At 67.4% G+C, this 19,397-nt stretch carries 15 protein-coding genes and 1 pseudogene; 2 read left to right on the top strand and 14 right to left on the bottom strand.

Translation table 11 applies throughout. From position 1 onward, the window contains the following. The 13 genes and pseudogenes from QWJ38_RS09530 to rimP all read right to left on the bottom strand — a co-directional run. Positions 1-567: a methylated-DNA--[protein]-cysteine S-methyltransferase gene (locus QWJ38_RS09530; RefSeq protein WP_290358809.1), complete on the bottom strand. Its 567-nt coding sequence runs from the start codon at positions 565-567 to the stop codon at positions 1-3. A 5-nt stretch (positions 568-572) separates the two neighbouring features. Continuing rightward, the gene (locus tag QWJ38_RS09525; protein WP_290358808.1) at positions 573-1,538 is read right to left on the bottom strand and encodes an MBL fold metallo-hydrolase; all 966 of its coding nucleotides are present in this window, start codon (positions 1,536-1,538) and stop codon (positions 573-575) included. Between the two features lie 72 nt (positions 1,539-1,610). Next, positions 1,611-2,588 (bottom strand): tRNA dihydrouridine(20/20a) synthase DusA, encoded by a 978-nt coding sequence (dusA, locus tag QWJ38_RS09520; RefSeq protein WP_434063958.1) that lies wholly within the window; start codon positions 2,586-2,588, stop codon positions 1,611-1,613. 220 nt (positions 2,589-2,808) lie between these two features. Then, on the bottom strand, positions 2,809-3,069 hold the full coding sequence (locus tag QWJ38_RS09515; RefSeq protein WP_290358807.1) for a hypothetical protein: 261 nt from the start codon (positions 3,067-3,069) through the stop codon (positions 2,809-2,811). Between the two features lie 84 nt (positions 3,070-3,153). Beyond that, a complete protein-coding gene (locus QWJ38_RS09510; protein WP_290358806.1) occupies positions 3,154-4,659 on the bottom strand; it encodes a DASS family sodium-coupled anion symporter in 1,506 nt (501 codons plus the stop codon). 144 nt (positions 4,660-4,803) lie between these two features. Beyond that, entirely contained in the window at positions 4,804-5,925 is a 1,122-nt protein-coding gene (locus QWJ38_RS09505) for an enoyl-CoA hydratase/isomerase family protein (protein ID WP_290358805.1), read from the bottom strand. Beyond that, positions 5,922-6,875 (bottom strand): DMT family transporter, encoded by a 954-nt coding sequence (locus QWJ38_RS09500; protein ID WP_290358804.1) that lies wholly within the window; start codon positions 6,873-6,875, stop codon positions 5,922-5,924. The genes QWJ38_RS09505 and QWJ38_RS09500 overlap by 4 nt, the downstream gene beginning before the upstream one ends. Positions 6,876-7,043: 168 nt before the next feature. After that, complete coding sequence (gene typA / locus QWJ38_RS09495) at positions 7,044-8,870, bottom strand: translational GTPase TypA (RefSeq protein ID WP_290358803.1); 1,827 nt, start codon at positions 8,868-8,870, stop codon at positions 7,044-7,046. A 22-nt stretch (positions 8,871-8,892) separates the two neighbouring features. After that, the gene (gene truB, locus QWJ38_RS09490) at positions 8,893-9,831 is read right to left on the bottom strand and encodes a tRNA pseudouridine(55) synthase TruB (protein WP_290358802.1); all 939 of its coding nucleotides are present in this window, start codon (positions 9,829-9,831) and stop codon (positions 8,893-8,895) included. A gap of 1 nt (position 9,832) precedes the next feature. Then, positions 9,833-10,213 carry a 30S ribosome-binding factor RbfA gene (rbfA, locus tag QWJ38_RS09485; protein WP_290358801.1) on the bottom strand — a complete coding sequence of 127 codons (381 nt, stop codon included), beginning with the start codon at positions 10,211-10,213 and terminating at the stop codon, positions 9,833-9,835. A 67-nt stretch (positions 10,214-10,280) separates the two neighbouring features. Then, the gene (infB, locus tag QWJ38_RS09480; RefSeq protein ID WP_290358800.1) at positions 10,281-13,259 is read right to left on the bottom strand and encodes a translation initiation factor IF-2; all 2,979 of its coding nucleotides are present in this window, start codon (positions 13,257-13,259) and stop codon (positions 10,281-10,283) included. A 55-nt stretch (positions 13,260-13,314) separates the two neighbouring features. After that, the gene (nusA, locus tag QWJ38_RS09475; protein ID WP_290358799.1) at positions 13,315-14,793 is read right to left on the bottom strand and encodes a transcription termination factor NusA; all 1,479 of its coding nucleotides are present in this window, start codon (positions 14,791-14,793) and stop codon (positions 13,315-13,317) included. Between the two features lie 119 nt (positions 14,794-14,912). Continuing rightward, positions 14,913-15,392, bottom strand: a pseudogene (gene rimP / locus QWJ38_RS09470) (ribosome maturation factor RimP); the annotation flags it as partial. Between the two features lie 274 nt (positions 15,393-15,666). On the opposite strand from rimP, the gene fabI reads away from it, so the two are divergent. After that, complete coding sequence (fabI, locus tag QWJ38_RS09465; protein WP_290358797.1) at positions 15,667-16,449, top strand: enoyl-ACP reductase FabI; 783 nt, start codon at positions 15,667-15,669, stop codon at positions 16,447-16,449. 65 nt (positions 16,450-16,514) lie between these two features. Here fabI and QWJ38_RS09460 read toward each other — a convergent pair whose 3' ends face one another. Then, the gene (locus QWJ38_RS09460; RefSeq protein ID WP_290358796.1) at positions 16,515-18,776 is read right to left on the bottom strand and encodes an arginine/lysine/ornithine decarboxylase; all 2,262 of its coding nucleotides are present in this window, start codon (positions 18,774-18,776) and stop codon (positions 16,515-16,517) included. A gap of 161 nt (positions 18,777-18,937) precedes the next feature. Here QWJ38_RS09460 and QWJ38_RS09455 point away from each other — a divergent pair, with 161 nt between their 5' ends. Next, positions 18,938-19,369 carry an NfeD family protein gene (locus QWJ38_RS09455; RefSeq protein WP_290358795.1) on the top strand — a complete coding sequence of 144 codons (432 nt, stop codon included), beginning with the start codon at positions 18,938-18,940 and terminating at the stop codon, positions 19,367-19,369. The last annotated feature ends 28 nt before the right edge of the window (positions 19,370-19,397 follow it).

Here is a 19,397-nt window from a genome sequence, read left to right as displayed (position 1 = left end):
TCAGCCGAACAAGCCGGTCTGCTCGCCGACCGGCTGGCCGGCGGCACGCGCCTCGATGCGCAAGAGCCGCAGCTTGGTCTCGACGCCGCCATGGGCCGAGAAGCCGGTGCCCAGGCCGCCGCTGCCCATCACCCGGTGGCAGGGCACGATGGGCGCGAAGGGGTTGCTGCCCTCGGCCTGGCCGACCGCGCGCGCCGCGCCGGGCTGGCCCAGGCGTGCGGCCAGTTCGCCGTAGCTCAGGGTCTGGCCGACCGGGATGCGGCGGGTCAGCGCATGGACCTGGCGCTTGAATTCGGGCACGCCACTCTCGTCGAGCTCGACCGCCAGCAACTCGCCCGCGTCGGCCGTCTCGCCGGCCAGCAGCCGCCGCACCCCGGCGATCGCGCGCTGCACGGCCGGCGGCAGCTGGTCCGATTCGCGCGCCGTCGGGAAGCGCACCCGCATGCGGTCGCGCGTCGCACCGGCGCTCTCTTCCGGCAGCTGCGAGCCGACGATGGCGCCCTGCCCGCGCCAGGCAATGCCGCAGCAGCCCAGGGCGGTGTCGTAGCAGTGGAAGAAGACGGGCATCGGTTTCATGGTGGCGCGGCGCAGAAGCGCAGTCGCTGCTCGGGCGCGGCGCGCAGATGCGCCTTGAAATAGTAGCTCAGCAGGCCCAGCGTGCGCGGCTTGTCGGCCTCGGCGATCAGGCCATCCAGATCGCTCAGCCAGGCGGCCGCGCAGTCGGCCACCGGCCGATCGCCGGCCGCGCAGGCCAGCAGGCCGTCGAAGGCCCGTCGATAGCGGCGCAGACCGGCGCGGTCGAGCACCGGCCCATGGCCCGGCACCAGGCGCTCGAAGGGCTGTACCTCCAGGCGGCGCAGCGCCGCGCTCCAGGCCTCGGCGCAGGCGGTGTCGAGAAAGGGCACCGGAAGCGTGAGCAGATCGCCGGCGATCAGGGTGCCGCTGGCCTCGTCGAGCACCCAGACATCGCCGCCGCTGACGCCGCTCTCCAGCCCCAGGCGCAGCGCCCGGCCGGCCGGCGCGAGCGCCGACAGCGGCGCCTCGATGCGGCGATCGGGCAGCAGGGCCGCGCCCTGCGCCAGCAGGTCCAGGTCGATCCGCATCTGCGCGCGCGCGGCCTCGGGCGTCTTCCCATCGTCGACCAGGGCCTGCATCTGCCGGCGGGTTTGCGCCAGCCAGCCGGCCAGCGCGCGCTCGACCTCGGCGCTGGCGTAGACGAGCAGCCCCGGCTGCCGCTCGCGCAGCCAGGCATTGCCGCCCAGATGGTCCAGATGCCAGTGCGTGTTGACGACGGCCTTCAGATCGCCGGCCGTGAAGTCCAGCAGCTGCTGCGTATGCGCGCGGTGGCGGCCGCTGTCGATCAGCACCCAGCCCTCGCTGCCGCGCAGCAGCACGCTATTGCCGTCGGGCTGGCGGCCCGGCTCGAAATGGCCGCGCAGCAGGTAGACGCCGTCGGCGATCGCCTCGGGCGCGGCGCGCAGCGGCGGGCTCAGGCACAGCAGCAGGGAAAGCAGCAGCGAACGAAGCAGGTGGCGCATGGCGCCATCATCGTCGTGGCTGGCGACCCGGGCCAACCGCCGTGCGACGAAAGCGGCGGGGCCGGGGCTGAATCAGGCCGCCAGCGGGCGGGGCTCGGCCAGCTGCTCGAGCACCTCGCTGCGCGCGCGCGTGGCGATCGCGGCGACCTCGGCCGGCGCCAGGCCCTTCAGCTTGTGATCGGACCAGACCTGGCGCCAGCGGCGCGAACCGGCCTGGCCGTTCCACAGGCCCAGCGCATGGCGCATCGCCTGCGGCCAGGCCCGACCCTCGGCATGCAGACGGCTCAAATAGTCCAGCCACAGCGCCTCGACCTGCTCGCGGCTGTCCGCCGGGTCCGGCTGCCCAAAGAAGCGACGGTCCCAGTCGACCATCTGCCAGGGCTCGTGATAGGCCTGGCGGCCGACCATCACGCCGTCGACATGGCGCAGCTGTTCCTCGATCTCGTCGTCGTCCTTGACGCCGCCGTTGAGCACGATGATCAGCCGCGGGAACTCGCGCTTGAGCTGGTGCACCAGCTCATAGCGCAGCGGTGGGATCTCGCGGTTCTCCTTCGGCGACAGGCCCTGCAGCCAGGCATTGCGGGCATGGACGATGAAGACCTCGCAGCCGGCCTCGGCGATGCGGCCGACGAAGTCGCGCACGAAGTCATAACTCTCGATGCGGTCGATGCCGATGCGGTGCTTGATCGTGACCGGAATCGAGACCGCATCGCGCATCGCCTTGATGCCGTCCGCGACCAGCTCGGGCTCGGCCATCAGGCAGGCGCCGAAGGCGCCGCGCTGCACCCGCTCGCTGGGGCAGCCGCAGTTCAGATTGACCTCGTCATAGCCCCATTGCTCGGCCAGCTTCGCGCTGGCAGCCAGATCGGCCGGCTCCGAGCCGCCCAGCTGCAGGGCGACCGGATGCTCGTGGCCGCGGTTGAAGTCCAGATGGCGCGGCTTGTCGCCGTGCAAGAGCGCGCCGGTCGTCACCATCTCGGTATAAAGCCGGGTCTGGCGCGTCAGCAGGCGATGGAAGAAACGGCAATGGCGATCGGTCCAGTCGAGCATGGGCGCAACGGACAGCCGCCAGGGGTTATGGGAGGAGATCGCTGTGGGGCTGGGATTCGTCACCGTACGCCGTTTCTGTCATGCTGGGCGCGGATGTCGCGCGAATGGGCGGGCTCGCCCGGCGCCGCCGATGGGCAGCAGCGGAGCGAGCCGATCAGCAATTATCCCAAGAAGGGCCGCCGTCTGCCGGCCCGGGCCGGCTTCCGCCGGCATTGCGCGCTCAGTATTTGACGTCGCGGGCGTCCTTGCGGCCGTCCTGCTTGCTGTCGCGCTTGTCCTGACGGCAGGCGGCATTGCTCTTGTTGTTTTCCTGGCGGCAGTCGATCTTCTCGCTGCGCGAATCCTGGCGCGAGTCCTGCCGCACGTCGCGCGAATCGCGCCGCTCCTTGGCCTGCTCGGTCGCAGACGCGGGCAACGCACCGGCGGCCAGGGCCAGGCCCAGCAGGACGACACGCAAGGCAGAGATTTCGATCGAGATCATGATGCGCTCCTCTGGCGTCTGAAGACCGGGCCGATGGTTCGTGACAATCCTACTCCCGCGCTCGCAGGGCGCAAGGCCTGGCCCTTACCAGAAGCCCAGCAGCTTCCACCAGAGCAGGCCGACGCTGGCAAAGACCAGCAGCTCGAAGATGGCCATTACGAAGCCGACCCGCCACCACAGGCCCAGGGTCACGAAGCCGCTGCCGAAGATGATGGGCGAGGTGCCGGTCGCGTAATGGGTCAGCGTCATCATGATGGCCGAGGAGGCCGCCATCATCAGCAGGAAAGGCACCAGGTAGTCGGCCGGCACCAGATGCGCGCCGACGGTCAGGAAGGCCAGCATCATCGCGCTGATGTGCGCCGTCGTGCTGGCAAACAGGTAGTGCGAGAACAGGAAGACCAGCACCAGCACGGCGGCGGCCGCCGGCCAGCTCATGCCGCTGGCCTCGATGCTGCCGCGCAGGCCGTCCGAGAACCATTTGACGACGCCGGCTTGGTTCAGTTCGCCGGCCAGCATCACCAGCGCGCCGAACCAGATCAGCGTATCCCAGGCGCTTTTCTCGGACAGCACATCGTCCCAGTCGATGGTGCCGGTGATCAGGAGCGTGAACAGGCCCAGCGCGGCGACGACGGTCGGGTCCAGCGCATAGGCCTTGCCGAACAGAAAGGCCGGCAGGTCCGCCCACAGCAGCAAGAGCATCGCGAAGGTGCCCATCATCACCCACTCCTTGGGCTTGAGCGGGCCCATGGCGGCCAGCTCCTTGCGCGCAAAGGCGACGGCATCGGGCGTGTGCGTCACCTGCGGCTTGGCCAGCAGATAGACCAGCAGCGGCATCAGCGCCATGCAGACCAGGCCCGGCAGCAGCATGCACAGGGCCCAGGTGCCCCAGCTGAGCTGGAAGCTCTGGTTGGTGACCTTGGCGACATAGTCGACCACCAGCGGGTTCGGCGCCGTCGCGGTGATGAACATCGCCGAGCTGATCGGGTTGGCGTGGTAGTTGACCAGGGCCAGATAGGTGCCCACCTTGCCCTCGGTCTTCTGCTCGGGGTCGGAGCCGAAGGCATTGGCGATCGATTTCATGATCGGGTGCACGATGCCGCCGCCGCGCGCCGTGTTGCTGGGCGTGAACGGGGCCAGGATCAGCTCGCAGATGGCGAGGCCGTAGCCGATGCCGACCGTGCGCTTGCCCAGCAGCGAGATGAAGTAGAAGCCCAGCCGGCTGCCCAGGCCGGTCTTCTTCAGACCGCGCGAGATCAGCACCGAGATCACGATCAGCCAGATCAGCGGATTGGCGAAGCTGCCCAGCGTGTCGGCGATCGCCGCCTTGGACGAATTGGCCGTCACCTGGGTCAGTGCGGTGATCAGGATGGCCATCAGGGCCATCACGCCGATCGGCATCACCTTGAGGATGATGGCGACGATGGTGGTCAGGAAGATCGCCACCAGGCCCCAGGCCTTGGGCGTCAGGCCCTCGGGCACCGGCATCGCCCAGACGCCGAAGAGCACGGCCGTCGCGATCAGCGCCGGAATGATGCGGAACGGAACGGCGTCGCGGAAATAGCTCGCCATTCGGGTCACGGTCTGCAGCATGGTCTGCCCCCCAGCGGATCGATAAGGCAGTTTAGGCCGCAGCCACGCCGGATTTCCACCGCAGCGCAGCGCGGCCCGCGCAAATCGATGCGCCGAAGCGACGATCCGGCAAGGTCTGGCCCCGTTCGGGGCCGCTCGCTCAGCTCAGCTCAGCGCGCGCAGCGGATGCTGCTCGGGCGACCAGGGGCTGTCGAAGAAGGCCTGCACCATGGCCGGCGTCACGTCCTCGATGCGAGCGGGGTTCCAGCGCGGCGCATGGTCCTTGTCGACGGCCAGCGCGCGGATGCCCTCGACCGTCTCGCTCAGCGGCCCCGGGCGCAGATGGAAGCAGCGGTGGACCAGATCACGCTCCATGCGCAGATCCTCGGCCAGGCTGGCCATCCTGCGCGCGCGGCGCAGCTGTTCCAGCGTAACGGCCAGCATCAGCGGCGAGCGCTTCCGCAGCCCTGCATGGGTCTGGCGCGCCCAATCGTCGTCGGAGGCGGCCAGCGAGGCCATGATGGCCGGCAGATCGGCTTGGCCGAAATGCTGATCGATCTGGCGGCGCAGGCGCTGGTGGTCCGGCGCCGGCGCCAGGTCGACCCGCTCCATCACCGTCGCCACCACATGCTCGGCACTGCTCTGCTCGCCCTCGCGCAGCGCCGTCAGCAGCGCCGGCAGGTGCTCGCTGCGCACGAACACGTCTCCCAGGCCCAGTTCCAGCGCATCACCGGCGGCGATCGCCTGGCCGGTCAGCGCCAGCCATTCGCCGACATGGCCGGGGCACTGGCCGAGGAACCAGCCGCCGCCGACATCGGGGAAGAGGCCGATATTGGTCTCCGGCATCGCCAGCTTCGAATGCTCGGTCAGCACGCGCAGCTTGGCTCCCTGGCTGATGCCCATGCCGCCGCCCATGACGATGCCGTCCATCAGCGCGATATAGGGCTTGGGGTAATGGTGGATCAGGTGGTTGAGCGCGTATTCCTCGGTGAAGAAGGCCTCCAGCGACTCGTCGCCGGCCAGCGCCGCGCGATGGAAGAAGCGGATGTCGCCGCCGGCGCAGAAGGCCGGCGCCTTGCCCGGCCGTGCCGCGGCCAGCACCGCCACCGCCTGGATCTCCGGCATCTCGGCCCAGGCCCGCAGCAGGCTCGTCATGTCGCGGATCATCGCCAGCGACAGCGCGTTCAGCGTCTCCGGACGGTTCAGGGTGATCAGGCCCAGGCAGCCATTCACTTCGGCCTGGATCTGGCCATCGGCTTGCAATGCAGGAATCAGGGGCGGCTTCATGCCTCGCTCCGGGATGTTGATTGGGGGTTTGAAGAAGAGGACGCCGGGGAAACAGCGGCGCGGCCGGGAGCTCGCGGCCGGGTTTCGGCTCGCCAGGCCAGCCATTCATTGCCGGCCAGAGCCGCCAGCACCATAGCACCTCCCAGCAGGGCCGCGGAAGACGGGTCTTCCCCCGCCCCCAGCCAGGCCCAGAGCACGCCCAGCACGACCTCCAGCTGGCCCAGCAGCGCCAGCTCCGGCCCGGCCAGCACGCGCGACAGGCGCACGACCAAGAGGCAGGGCACGGCCAGCTGGAACACGCCCAGGCCGGCCAGCAGGCCAAGATCATGCGGCGAGGCCTGCAACGGCCAGGCCAGCGGCAGGGCCAGACCGGCCGAGATCAAGGCACCGATCAGCACGGCCAGCGGCATGTCGCCCGACTCGTCCTCGCCATGGCCGACATGCTGCAGCACGCACCAGTTGACCGCCGCTGCCAGCGGCACGCCCAGGGCGACCAGCACGCCAAGCAGGCCGCCCCCGGCGCCGAACTCATGGCCGAACATCCAGGCGATGCCGGCACTGGCGACGACGATGGCGATCCAGGTGCGCGCCGGCAGGGCGTGATGCAGGAACAGGCGCGAGAACAGCGCGGTCAGCAAGGGGCCCAGCGCCATCGTCACCAGCACATTGGCGACCTTGGTCATTGTCAGCGCCACCATGAAGGCGGTGAACATCACCGCCCAGCACAGGCCCGAGACCCAGACCAGGCGCGGCGCCCGGCGCAGCTGGCCCAGCAAGGCCGGCCCGCGCATCCAGCCCAGCGCCAGCACCAGGGCCAGCGCATTGAAGGCGCTGCGCCAGAAGGTGATCTCGAAACTGCGCGCCGCCTCCAGATGCCGCGTCACCACCCCCGCCGTGCTCCACAGCAGGGTGACAACAATCATCAGAACAACCGCGCGACGATGAGTCATGAATTCAGAGCGGCCCCAAAAGGGGCCGCGTCGTGAGTCTAGCTGGAGCCTCCCCCACGGAGGGAGGCGGAGCCCGGACTCAAACAGTCCTGAGGACTGTTTGTGCCTGGCGACGGCCAAGGCCTCTGGCCTTGGCTGGAGGGAGCGCGGCTCACTCGCGCAGCGAGCTCAAGCGCGCGACGCTCGCTTGCGTTCGTTCTCGCTCAGATGACGCTTGCGCAGACGCACGCTCTTCGGCGTGATCTCGACCAGCTCGTCGTCCTCGATGAACTCGACGCCGTATTCCAGGGTCAGGTCGATCGGCGGCGTGATCTTGATCGCGTCTTCCTTGCCGCTGACACGGAAGTTGGTTAGCTGCTTGGTGCGGGTCGCGTTGACGACCAGGTCGTTCTCGCGGCTGTGGATGCCGACGATCATGCCTTCATAGACCGGATCGTTGGGCTTGACGAACATGCGGCCGCGGTCGTCCAGCTTGCCCAGCGCATAGGTGAAGATCTCGCCGGCATCCATCGAGATCAAGACGCCGTTCTTGCGGCCGGCGATCTCGCCCTTGTGCGGCTCGTAGCCGTCGAAGATGTTCGAGATCAGGCCCGAACCGCGGGTCAGGTTCAGGAACTCGTTGCTGAAGCCGATCAGGCCGCGCGCCGGGATGCGGTATTCGAGGCGCACGCGGCCACGGCCGTCCGGTTCCATATTGACCAGCTCGCCCTTGCGCTCGCCCAGCGCCTGCATCACGCCGCCCTGGTGGGTTTCCTCCACGTCGGCCGTGACCAGTTCGATCGGCTCGTGCTTCTCGCCGTTGATGGTCTGGAACACCACGCGCGGCTTCGAGACGGCCAGCTCATAGCCCTCGCGGCGCATGTTTTCCAGGAGGATGGTCAGGTGCAGTTCGCCGCGGCCCATTACCTCGAAGATGCCGTCTTCCTCGGTCTCGGAAACGCGCAGCGCGACATTGCTCTGCAATTCCTTCTGCAGGCGGTCCCAGATCTGGCGGCTGGTCACGTACTTGCCTTCGCGGCCGGCCAGCGGCGATGTGTTGACGCAGAAGTTCATCGTCAAGGTCGGCTCGTCGACCTTCAGCATCGGCAGCGGGGCCGGGCTGGCCGGGCTGGTGACGGTGACGCCGATGCCGATCTCGTCCAGGCCGTTGATCAGCACGATGTCGCCCGGCTCGGCTTCCGGCGTCTGCACGCGATCCAGACCCTGGAAGGTCAGCACCTGGTTGACGCGGCCCTTGGTCGTGCGGCCGTCCGGGCCTTCCATCACGACCACGTCCATGCCGGGCTTCAGCGTGCCCTGGTTGATGCGGCCGACGCCGATGCGACCGACGAAGGTCGAGTAGTCCAGCGCCGAGATCTGCAGCTGCAGCGGCGCCGCCGGGTCACCGGCGTGCGAGGGCACATGCTTGAGCACGGTGTCGAACAGGGCCGACATATCGGGGCCCCACTGCTCGCCCGGTGCGCCCTCTTCCAGCGAGGTCCAGCCATTGATGCCCGAGGCGTAGACGACCGGGAAGTCCAGCTGCTCGTCGGTGGCGCCCAGCTTGTCGAACAGGTCGAAGGCGGCGTTGATGACGGCGTCGGGCTTGGCGCCCGGCTTGTCGACCTTGTTGACGACGACGATGGGCTTCAGACCCAGGGCCAGCGCCTTCTTGGTCACGAAGCGGGTCTGCGGCATCGGGCCTTCCTGCGCGTCGATCAGGAGCACGACGCCGTCGACCATCGACAGCGCGCGCTCGACCTCGCCGCCGAAGTCCGCGTGTCCGGGCGTGTCGACGATATTGATGTGGGTGCCTTGCCAGCTGACCGCGCAGTTCTTGGCCAGGATGGTGATGCCGCGCTCGCGCTCGATGGCATTGCTGTCCATCACCGTGTCGACGACCTTCTCGTGCTCGGCGAAGGTGCCGCTCTGACGCAGCAGCTGGTCGACCATCGTGGTCTTGCCATGGTCGACGTGGGCGATGATGGCGATATTGCGGATCTGTCGGTTGCTCATACGACTCTTTCTTTCATGAAACTCAGACGGCGCCCAAGAGGCTGTCGACCTCTTGCGGGCTCAGAAGACGGTCGGCGATCAGTTCGCCGGACTGGATGTGGGCGCTGCCCAGGAAGGCTTTCGGTTGCGGCCCGTAGACGCGGACATTGATCGCGTCCTGCGCCTGGACCCGCCGGCGCAGGCCGGTCAGGAAGCGCGCGGCCTCCTCGCCGTCCAGCGACAGCGAGGGCCAGTCGGCCAGCAGCGAGTCGGGGGGGTGAAGCAAGGCTTCACGCTCCTGTTCGCTCATGGCCGCCAGCGCGTCCAGGCTGATCGCCTGTTCGACCGTCAGCGGTCCCGATTTCGTGCGCCGCAGCGCGGCCAGCGAGGCGCCGCAGCCGAGCGCACGGCCGATATCCTCGGCCAGCGTGCGGATGTAGGTGCCCTTGCTGCAGGCCACGTCCAGCGTCAGCAGGCCATTCTCGAACGCGACGATGTCGGCGCGATGGATCGTCACCCGGCGCGAGGGGCGCTCGATGTGGATGCCGGCACGCGCGTACTCGTACAGCGGCCGGCCCTCGTGCTTCAGTGCCGAGTACATCGGCGGCACCTGCTCGATCTCGCCGATGAAGCGGGCAACGATGACCTCGATCTGCGCCCGCGTCGCGTTCGGTTCGCGGCGCTCCAGCACCTCGCCCTCGGCGTCGCCGGTGGTCGTCGTGATGCCCAGCTGCAGGGTGGCCAGATAGCCCTTGTCGGCATCGAGGCTGACCTGGCTGAACTTGGTGCCGGCGCCGAAGCACAGCGGCAAGAGGCCCGTCGCCAGCGGATCGAGCGTGCCGGTGTGGCCGGCCTTCTCGGCGCGCAGCAGCCATTTGGCCTTCTGCAAGGCATCGTTGCTGGACAGGCCCAGGGGCTTGTCCAGCAGCAGCACGCCGTGCACGGCACGGCGCTGGATGCGTTGACGGGCGGGCGCGTTCATCTCAGTCGTTGGGCTCTTCGTCGTCCAGCGCGCGCGTCGCGTTGGCCTTGGAGATCAGGGCGCTCATCTCGGCCGCGCGCTCGGTCGTGCGGTCGAAATGGAAATGCAGGCTGGGAACCGTGTGGATCTGCAGGCGCTTGAACAGGCCGTTGCGCAGGAAGCCGGCGGCCTCGTTCAGCGCCTCCTCGGTCTCCTGCGGATCGCCGATCAGCACCGAAAAGAAAACCTTGGCATGCGCATAGTCGGGCGTCACCTCGACCGCATTGATCGTCGGCATCCGCACGCGCGGATCCTTCAGCTCGCGGATCAGCTCGGCCAGATCGCGCTGGATCTGGTCGGCAACGCGGAAACCGCGGTTCGGGATGGCTCGTTTATGTCGCATCTTCATCAACTCCTGAAGTGGCGAACCCCGCCCAAGGGCGGGGTTTCCACCTAGCACGGCTTGGCGCTTACAGCGTGCGGGCGACTTCCTTGATCTCGAAGAACTCCAGCTGATCGCCCTCGGCAATGTCGTTGTAGTTCTTCAGCTTGATACCGCACTCGAAGCCTTCCTTGACTTCGCGGACGTCGTCCTTCATGCGGCGGACCGATTCGACCTCGCCGGTGTAGATGACCACGTTCTCGCGCAGCAGGCGGAAGCGCGCACCGCGGCGCACCAGGCCGGAGGTGACCATCGAACCGGCCACCGTGCCGATCTTGGAGGCGACGAACACGGTGCGGATCTCCGCCGTGCCCAGCGCCTCTTCCTTCTGCTCCGGCGCCAGCATGCCACCCATTGCCGCCTTCACCTCATCGACGGCGTCGTAGATGATGTTGTAGTAGCGCAGGTCGACGCCATTGCCCTCGGCCAGCTTGCGCGCACCGGCGTCGGCACGCACATTGAAGCCGATGATGATGGCCTTGGAGGCGATCGCCAGATTGACGTCGCTCTCGCTGATGCCACCGACCGCCGCGTGCACGATCTGCACCTTGACCTCGTCGGTCGACAGCTTGAGCAGTGAGGAAGCCAGCGCCTCCTGCGAGCCCTGCACGTCGGCCTTGATGATCAGCGGCAGGGTCTGCACATCGCCGGCGGCCATGTCGGAGAACATATTCTCCAGCTTGGCGGCCTGCTGCTTGGCCAGCTTGACGTCGCGGTACTTGCCCGAGCGGAAGGTCGCGATCTCGCGCGCCCGGCGCTCGTCGGCCAGCACCATGAACTCGTCGCCGGCCTGCGGCACCTCGGTCAGGCCCTGAATCTCGACCGGAATCGACGGGCCGGCCTCGTTGGTCGGCTTGCCGTCCTCATCCAGCATCGCGCGCACGCGACCATAGGTCGAACCGGCCAGCACGATGTCGCCACGCTTGAGCGTGCCGGTCTGCACCAGGATGGTCGCGACCGGGCCGCGGCCCTTGTCCAGCTTGGCTTCGATCACCAGACCCTTGGCCATCGAATCCTTGGCGGCCTTCAGCTCCAGCACCTCGGCCTGCAGCAGCACCTGCTCCAGCAGTTCGTCGACGCCCTGGCCGGTCTTGGACGAGACGCCGACGAAGGGCGCGTCGCCGCCGAACTCTTCCGGCACGACTTCTTCGGCCACCAGCTCGCTCTTGACGCGCTCGACGTTCGAGTCCGGCTTGTCGATCTTGGTCATGGCGACCACGATGGGCACGCCGGCCGCCTTCGCATGGGCGATCGCTTCCTTGGTCTGCGGCATCACGCCGTCGTCGGCCGCGCAGACCAGGATGACGATGTCGGTCGCCTTGGCGCCGCGGGCACGCATCTGCGTGAAGGCCGCGTGACCCGGGGTGTCCAGGAAGGTGATCATGCCGCGCGGCGTGTCGACGTGGTAGGCGCCGATGTGCTGCGTGATGCCGCCGGCCTCGCCCGCCGCCACACGGGCGCGGCGGATGTAGTCCAGCAGCGAGGTCTTGCCGTGGTCGACGTGACCCATGACGGTGACGACCGGTGCGCGCGGCAGCAGCTCGTGCTGATCGCCGGCGGCGCCCTCTTCCTCGAGGAAGGCGTCCGGATCGTCCAGCTTGGCGGCAAAGGCCTTGTGGCCCATTTCCTCGACGACGATCATCGCCGTCTCCTGGTCCAGCTGCTGGTTGATGGTGACCATCTGGCCCAGCTGCATCAGCTTCTTGATGACCTCGGAGGCCTTGACCGACATTTTGTGCGCGAGGTCGGCCACCGAGATCGTCTCGGGCACATGGACCTCCTGCACCTGCTGCTCGACCGGGGCCACGAAGGACGAGGGCGCGCCATTGCGGTCGTCGCGGCCGCGACGGCCACCGGCGCCACCGCGCGTCGGCGCCCGCCAGCCACCGGCCGACGAACGCGCACCCGGAGCGGCGGTCGCGCCGGGCTTGACGCCGCGCTTCTTCGCATCGTCGGCCCAGCTGGACGACAGCTTCTCGGACTTGACCGATTTCTTGTCGCCCGGCTTGGCCGTGGCGGCGGTCGTGGTGCCGGGCGCGCCCGGGGCACCGACCTTCTTGTGGATCGTGCCCTTGATGCCTTCCTTGGGCGTCTCGGCCGGCTTCGGCTCTTCCTTCTTGGCGACCATCACCGCCTTGGGCTTGTTCATCATCGCCCGGATGGCCGCAGCCTCGGCCTCGGCGGCCTTGCGGCGGCGCTCCAGGTCGACCTGCTTCTGCTTTTCCTCGGCGCCGACATCGACGGCCTTGACGACGCGCAGCGCCGGCTTCGGCGCTTCGGCCGGTGCAGCCGGGGCGGCCGCAGCCTCCACCGGCGCAGGTGCGACGGCGGCGGGCGGCGGCTCGACCGGGGCCGCTGCGGGGGCGGCGCGCTTGGCGGCGGCGGCCTTGTTCAGCGCGGCGGCTTCCTGGGCGGCGGCCTCGGCGGTCTGGCGCGGCTTGCTCGCCTTGGCGGCGGCCGCTTCCTCGGCGGCGCGGACGGCGGCCTCCTCGGCGGCACGCGCCTCGGCGGCCAGCTTCTCCTGGCGACGCTGTTCCTCGGCCTCGCGGGCGGCCCGCTCTGCTTCCTCACGCTCGCGCATGCGTGCGGCGAGCTCTTCTTCCTGACGGCGCAGCGCGTCGGCCTGGGCCTGGGCCTCGGCCTGGCGGCGTTGCAGCTCGGCCTCCTCGGCCGCGGCGGCGCTCGCCTCGTCGGCGGCGCTCGCGCCTTCCATCTTGACGAAGGTGCGCTTCTTGCGGACCTCGACCTGGATCGTGCGCGCCTTGCCGCTGGCATCGGCCTGCTTGATCTCGCTGGTCGACTTGCGGGTCAGCGTGATCTTCTTGCGCTCGGGGCTGCCGGTGCCATGCGCGGTGCGCAGGTAGTCCAGCAGGCGCTCCTTGTCGGCCTCGTTCAGCGCGTCCTCGGTGGACGCCTTCTTGACGCCCGCTGCTTGCAGCTGCTCAAGCAGCGTGCTCGCAGGCCTTTGCAGCTCTGCGGCGAACTGGGCGACGGTGGTCACAGCCATTGTTGAATCCTTAACTTATTTCGATGCTGGGCGGCGTGTCGGTCTCTGCTGGCGATCAGGCGGTGAACCAATGTTCACGGGCCTTCATGATCAGCGCACGGGCCGCGGCCTCGTCCATGCCGGCCAGTTCGACCAGTTCGTCGACGGCCAGATCGGCCAGATCGTCGCGGGTGTGGATGTCGCCGGCGGCCAGCTTGCCGACCAGCTCGGGGGTCATGCCGTCCAGATCGCGCAGGTCTTGCGAGACCTCCTCGACCTTCTCCTCGCGGGCGATCTCCATCGTCAGCAGCGCATCCTTGGCACGGGTGCGCAGCTCGTTGACGGTGTCCTCGTCGAAGGCCTCGATCTCCAGCATTTCCTGCATCGGCACATAGGCAACTTCTTCCAGGCTGGTGAAGCCCTCGGCGATCAGGATGTCGGCAACCTCGCCATCGACGTCGAGCTTCTCGACGAAGAGCTTGCGCACCGATTCCGATTCCTGCTCATGCTTGGCCGCCGATTCCTCGGCCGACATGATGTTGATGCGCCAGCCGGTCAGCTCCGAGGCCAGGCGCACGTTCTGGCCGCCGCGGCCGATCGCGATCGCGAGGTTCTCCTCGTCGACCACCACGTCCATCGCGTGGCGCTCTTCGTCGACGACGATGGACTGCACATTGGCCGGGGCCAGCGCGCCGATGACGAACTGGGCCGGGTCTTCCGACCACAGCACGATGTCCACGCGCTCGCCGGCCAGCTCATTGGTCACGCCGTTGACGCGCGAGCCGCGCACGCCGACGCAGGTGCCGATCGGGTCGACCCGCTTGTCATGGCTCAGCACGGCGATCTTGGCGCGGCTGCCGGCATCGCGGGCGCAGCTCTTGATCTCCAAGAGGCCCTGCTCGATCTCGGGCACTTCCTGGGCGAACAGCTCCTTCATGAACTCGGGCGAGGAGCGCGAGAGCATGATCTGCGGGCCGCGCTGGGTCGGGTCGATGCCCAGGATCACCGCGCGGACGCGATCGCCGGTGCGCAGGTTTTCCTTCGGAATCATCTCGCCGCGCTTCAGGCGGCCCTCGACGCGGCCGGACTCGGCAATGATGTCGCCCTTGTCCAGGCGCTTGACCGTGCCGACGAAGATCTTCTCGCCGCGCGACAGGAAGTCGTTCAGCAGCTGCTCGCGCTCGGCGTCGCGGATCTTCTGCAGGATCACCTGCTTGGCGGCCTGGGCGCCGATGCGGCCGATCGGCACCGACTCGACCGGTTCCTCGATATGGTCGTCGATCTCGATGTCCGCGATCTGCTCCTGCGCCTCGAACAGCAGGATTTCGGCATCGGGGATCTGCAGGCCGGCCTCGTTGGGCACGACATGCCAGCGGCGGAAGGTTTCGTACTCGCCGGAGTCACGATCCACGGAGACGCGGATGTCGGCCTCACCGCCATAAAGCTTCTTGGTGGCCGAGGCCAGCGCCGCTTCGACGGCACCGAACACGACATCGCGCTCCACGCTCTTCTCGCGCGAAATCGCGTCCACCAGCATCAACAGTTCGCGGTTCATTGATCTAGACCTCCGTGTACCTTGTCATCCGTTTTGCGCCCCAGGGCGGCAGCACCCGTTTTCTTCTTCGCTGCGCCACCCGATTTCTTCTTCGCCGGGGCCGGCTTCTTGCCGCTGTTGCGCCCCTTGAACGGGCTCACCGGCACCAGACGCGCCTCGCGAACCTCTTCAAGGGAAAAATCCATCGCCTGTTCGACCTCGCCATCGCCGAACACGATGCGCCAGCCCTGGCCCAGCTCGGCCGGCTGCGCGCTCAGCACGCCCTGGTATTTCTTGCGCCCCTGGAAGGGCTGCTTCAGGGTCAGCGCGACCTCCTGTCCGGCGAAGCGGACATAGTCGGCTTCCTTGCGCAGCGGACGGTCCATGCCCGGCGAGGAAACCTCCAGCCGTTCGTAGGGCACGTTCTCGACCTCCAGCACATACTGCAGCTGGCGCGTCACGCGCTCGCAGTCGTCGACATTGATCAGCTCGCCGGCCGCCGCCGCTTCCGGCAGCTTGTCGATGTACACGCGCAGCAATCCCGCGGCACTGCGTTCGCAGTCCACCAGTTCGTAACCGAGACCGGTCACGGTTGTCTCAACGGAAGCTTGCCAATTCATGCGTCGTGTATCTTTTCGGGTTCCGGCGGTTTCAATGCCTCGGGGCAAAAGTCGTTCAAGCAAAAAAAATGGGCTGGATGAATCCGCCCACCTCACTGACCGCGGCGTGCCGGTCTATGCGACCCGCCGCTGCGGCCTGCCTCCGAGTCCAGCGAGGAGCCCGTCAGCGAAGCAGGGATTGTACTATGCAAGCCTCATGCCGGCAAGCCGCCAGGCTTGTCAAGCGCCAAGCCCATGCCAAAATCCTGCCCTCTTTCAATGACAAGGAGCCAATATGGGTTTTCTCGCCGGCAAGCGACTGCTGATCACGGGTGTGCTGTCCAACCGCTCGATCGCGTATGGCATCGCCAAAGCCTGCCACCGCGAGGGCGCCGAGCTGGCCTTCAGCTACGTTGGTGAGCGCTTCAAGGAGCGCATCACCGAATTCGCCGCCGAATTCGGCTCCAATCTGGTGTTCGACTGCGATGTTGGCGACGATGCCCAGATCGAACGGCTGTTCGCACAACTGGGCGAAAGCTGGCCCGAATTCGATGGCTTCGTCCATTCGATCGGCTTTGCACCGCGCGAAGCGATCGCCGGCGACTTCCTCGACGGTCTCTCGCGCGAGAACTTCCGCATCGCCCACGACATCTCGGCCTACAGCTTCCCGGCCATGGCCAAGGCGGCCGCGCCGCGCCTGCGCGCCGGCGCCTCGCTGCTGACCCTGAGCTATCTGGGCGCCGATCGTTTCGTGCCGAACTACAACACCATGGGCCTGGCCAAGGCCTCGCTGGAAGCCAGCGTGCGCTACCTGGCCTATTCGCTGGGCAGCAAGGGCGTGCGCGTCAACGGCATCTCGGCCGGCCCGATCAAGACCCTGGCCGCCTCCGGCATCAAGGACTTCGGCAAGCTGCTGAGCGCCTTTGCGGCGACGACGCCGATCCGCCGCAATGTGACGATCGACGACGTCGGCAATACCGCCGCCTTCCTGTTCTCGGACCTGGCCGGCGGCATCAGCTCCGAAATCATCTATGTGGATGGCGGCTTCAGCCATGTCGCCCTGGCGGGCGAGGCCTGAGCGCCTGCCGGCACGATGAGAAACGGGGCCCGCGGGCCCCGTTTTTTTTATTGAGCGGGCCGCATTCAGCCTGCCACGCAGTCGACGAAATAGCGCGTGCGGCCGTCCTCGCCGGCCTCGGCCACCAGCCCATGCACATCGGTTGCGAAGCCCGGGAAGCGGACGTTGAACTCGCGCGTGAATTTCAGGTAGTCGACGATCTTCTTGTTGAAACGCTCGCCCGGGATCAGCAGCGGGATGCCCGGCGGGTACGGCGTCAAGAGCGAGGTCGTCACGCGGCCTTCCAGCTGGTCGATCTCGACGCGCTCGGTCTTGCGATGCGCGATGCAGGCATAGGCATCGCTGGGCTTCATCGCCGGCTCGAGATCGGACAGATAGACCTCGGTCGTCAGGCGGGCGATATCTCCCTGGGCATAGGCCTGGTGGATGCTCTGGCACAGATCGCGCAGGCCCATGCGCTCGTAGCGCGGCTGGGCGGCGCAGAACTCCGGCATGATGCGCCACAGCGGCGCGTTCTTGTCGTAGTCGTCCTTGAACTGCTGCAAGGCGGTCAGCAGTGTGTTCCAGCGGCCCTTGGTGATGCCGATGGTGAACATGATGAAAAAGGAATACAGCCCCGTCTTCTCGACGACGACGCCATGCTCGGCCAGGAACTTGGTGACGATGGACGCCGGGATGCCGGTGGCGGCGAACTTGCCGCTCATGTCCAGCCCCGGCGTGATGATGGTCGACTTGATCGGGTCCAGCATATTGAAGCCGGAGGCGATCGAGCCGAAGCCGTGCCACTTCTCGTTGGCCTTGAGCATCCAGTCGGCCGGCTTGCCGACGCCCTCTTCGACCAGCTTGTCCGGCCCCCAGACCTTGAACCACCAGTCCTTCTTGCCGTAGTCCTTCTCGACCTTGCGCATCGCGCGGCGGAAGTCCAGCGCTTCGGAGATGCTCTCCTCGACCAGGGCGGTACCGCCGGGCGGCTCCATCATCGCGGCGGCGACGTCGCAGCTGGCGATGATCGAGTATTGCGGGCTGGTCGAGGTGTGCATCAGGTACGCCTCGTTGAACAGATGCTTGTCCAGCTTGACGTTCTGGGAGTCCTGCACCAGCACCTGCGAGGCCTGGCTCAGGCCCGCCAGCAGCTTGTGCGTCGACTGCGTTGCATAGACCATCGCGGTCTTCGGGCGCGGCCGGTTCTTGCCCATCGCGTGGTAGGAACCGTAGAAGTTGTGGAAGGCCGCATGCGGCAGCCAGGCCTCGTCGAAATGCAAGGTGTCGATCCAGCCGTCGAGCTTGCTCTTGATCGTCTCGGTGTTGTAGAGCACGCCGTCGTAGGTCGACTGCGTCAGGGTCATGATGCGCGGCTTGACCTTCTTCGCGTCCACGCCCTTGAGCAGCGGGTTCTTGGCGATCTTCTTCTTGATCGTCTCGGGCGAGAACTCGCTCTCGGGAATCGGGCCGATGATGCCGTAGTGGTTGCGGGTCGGCGTCATGAACACCGGCACGGCGCCGGTCATGATGATCGAGTGCAGGATGGACTTGTGGCAGTTGCGGTCGACGACCACCACGTCGCCCGGCGCCACCGTGTGGTGCCAGACCATCTTGTTGCTGGTGCTGGTGCCGTTGGTAACGAAGAAGCAGTGGTCGGCATTGAAGATGCGCGCGGCATTCTTCTCCGAGGCGGCGACCGGACCGGTGTGGTCCAGCAGTTGGCCCAGTTCCTCGACGGCGTTGCAGACGTCGGCGCGCAGCATGTTCTCGCCGAAGAACTGGTGGAACATCTGGCCGACCGGGCTCTTCAGGAAGGCGACGCCGCCGGAGTGGCCGGGGCAGTGCCAGGAGTACGAGCCGTCCTGCGCATAGTCCATCAGCGCCTTGAAGAAGGGCGGCGCCAGGCCATCGAGGTAGCTCTTGGCCTCGCGGATGATGTGGCGGGCCACGAACTCCGGCGTGTCCTCGAACATATGGATGAAGCCATGCAGCTCGCGCAGCACGTCGTTGGGCAGGTGCTGCGAGGTGCGCGTCTCTCCATAGACATAGATCGGGATGTCGGCGTTCTTGAAGCGGATCTCTTCGATGAACTTGCGCAGCGACAGCACGGCCTGGTCTTCCTCGGGGCCGGGCGTGAACTCGTTGTCGTCGATCGACAGGATGAAGGCGCTGGCCCGGCTTTGCTGCTGGGCGAACTGGCTCAGATCGCCGTAGCTGGTGACGCCCAGCACCTCGAAGCCCTCTTTCTGGATCGCATCGGCGAGGGCGCGAATGCCCAGACCCGAGGTGTTCTCGGAGCGATAGTCCTCGTCGATGATGACGATGGGAAAGCGAAAACGAAGCATCGGCTAGCCTCCGGGGGCTGGGACATAGAAAAACGAAGGCGCGAAGTGTAGGGCCAAGCACCGCCGCAACAACGCCCGCCGCCCCGCTTTTTCGCACAAACGGCCCACACGGGGCAATAAATGGCGGCGCTACACTCGATTGACACAACTGCGGGGGTGCGATGAACTGGAATCCGGCCACCGCCTGGTGGATCGCCTGCGGCGCGCTGGTCGCCGTCGAGCTGGCCACCGGCAGCTTCTATCTGCTGATGCTGGCGCTGGGCTGCGCCGCGGCCGCCCTGGCCGCCCATCTGGGCGCCGAGGCAAGCGCGCAACTGCTCGCCGCCGCCCTCGTCGGCGGTGCGGCCGTCGTCCTCTGGCACCGCCGGCGCGGACGGCGCGCCGATGTCCTGCCGCCGACCGCCAATCCGGACGTCAATATGGACGTCGGGCAGGCGGTCAATGTCGAGCACTGGGCGCCGGACGGCTCGGCCAGCGTGCGCTACCGCGGCGCCGAATGGCGCGCCCGCTATCTCGGCGGCGACATGCCGCCGGCGGCCGGCCGCTATGTGATCCGCGCGGTCGAAGGCAGCTGCCTGCTGCTCGATCGCTGAGCGATCCCACAACAAACAACAAGGAGGA

Source organism: Roseateles violae, assembly GCF_030410485.1.
Classification (GTDB): Bacteria; Pseudomonadota; Gammaproteobacteria; order Burkholderiales; family Burkholderiaceae_C; genus Roseateles_D; species Roseateles_D violae.
The sequence above is the reverse complement of the archived record's forward strand: the minus strand, read 5'-3'. Positions and strand labels throughout refer to the sequence as shown.

What these genes read in the sequence shown, in the direction of transcription:
- QWJ38_RS09500 (WP_290358804.1), bottom strand. Translation starts at nt 6,875, where the DNA reads ATGACTCATCGTCGCGCGGTTGTTCTGATGATTGTTGTCACCCTGCTG.
- typA (WP_290358803.1), bottom strand. Translation starts at nt 8,870, where the DNA reads ATGAGCAACCGACAGATCCGCAATATCGCCATCATCGCCCACGTCGAC.
- rbfA (WP_290358801.1), bottom strand. Translation starts at nt 10,213, where the DNA reads ATGCGACATAAACGAGCCATCCCGAACCGCGGTTTCCGCGTTGCCGAC.
- QWJ38_RS09530 (WP_290358809.1), bottom strand. Translation starts at nt 567, where the DNA reads ATGCCCGTCTTCTTCCACTGCTACGACACCGCCCTGGGCTGCTGCGGC.
- QWJ38_RS09455 (WP_290358795.1), top strand. Translation starts at nt 18,938, where the DNA reads ATGAACTGGAATCCGGCCACCGCCTGGTGGATCGCCTGCGGCGCGCTG.
- fabI (WP_290358797.1), top strand. Translation starts at nt 15,667, where the DNA reads ATGGGTTTTCTCGCCGGCAAGCGACTGCTGATCACGGGTGTGCTGTCC.
- QWJ38_RS09510 (WP_290358806.1), bottom strand. Translation starts at nt 4,659, where the DNA reads ATGCTGCAGACCGTGACCCGAATGGCGAGCTATTTCCGCGACGCCGTT.
- QWJ38_RS09505 (WP_290358805.1), bottom strand. Translation starts at nt 5,925, where the DNA reads ATGAAGCCGCCCCTGATTCCTGCATTGCAAGCCGATGGCCAGATCCAG.
- QWJ38_RS09460 (WP_290358796.1), bottom strand. Translation starts at nt 18,776, where the DNA reads ATGCTTCGTTTTCGCTTTCCCATCGTCATCATCGACGAGGACTATCGC.
- truB (WP_290358802.1), bottom strand. Translation starts at nt 9,831, where the DNA reads ATGAACGCGCCCGCCCGTCAACGCATCCAGCGCCGTGCCGTGCACGGC.
- nusA (WP_290358799.1), bottom strand. Translation starts at nt 14,793, where the DNA reads ATGAACCGCGAACTGTTGATGCTGGTGGACGCGATTTCGCGCGAGAAG.
- infB (WP_290358800.1), bottom strand. Translation starts at nt 13,259, where the DNA reads ATGGCTGTGACCACCGTCGCCCAGTTCGCCGCAGAGCTGCAAAGGCCT.
- QWJ38_RS09525 (WP_290358808.1), bottom strand. Translation starts at nt 1,538, where the DNA reads ATGCGCCACCTGCTTCGTTCGCTGCTGCTTTCCCTGCTGCTGTGCCTG.
- dusA (WP_434063958.1), bottom strand. Translation starts at nt 2,588, where the DNA reads ATGCTCGACTGGACCGATCGCCATTGCCGTTTCTTCCATCGCCTGCTG.
- QWJ38_RS09515 (WP_290358807.1), bottom strand. Translation starts at nt 3,069, where the DNA reads ATGATCTCGATCGAAATCTCTGCCTTGCGTGTCGTCCTGCTGGGCCTG.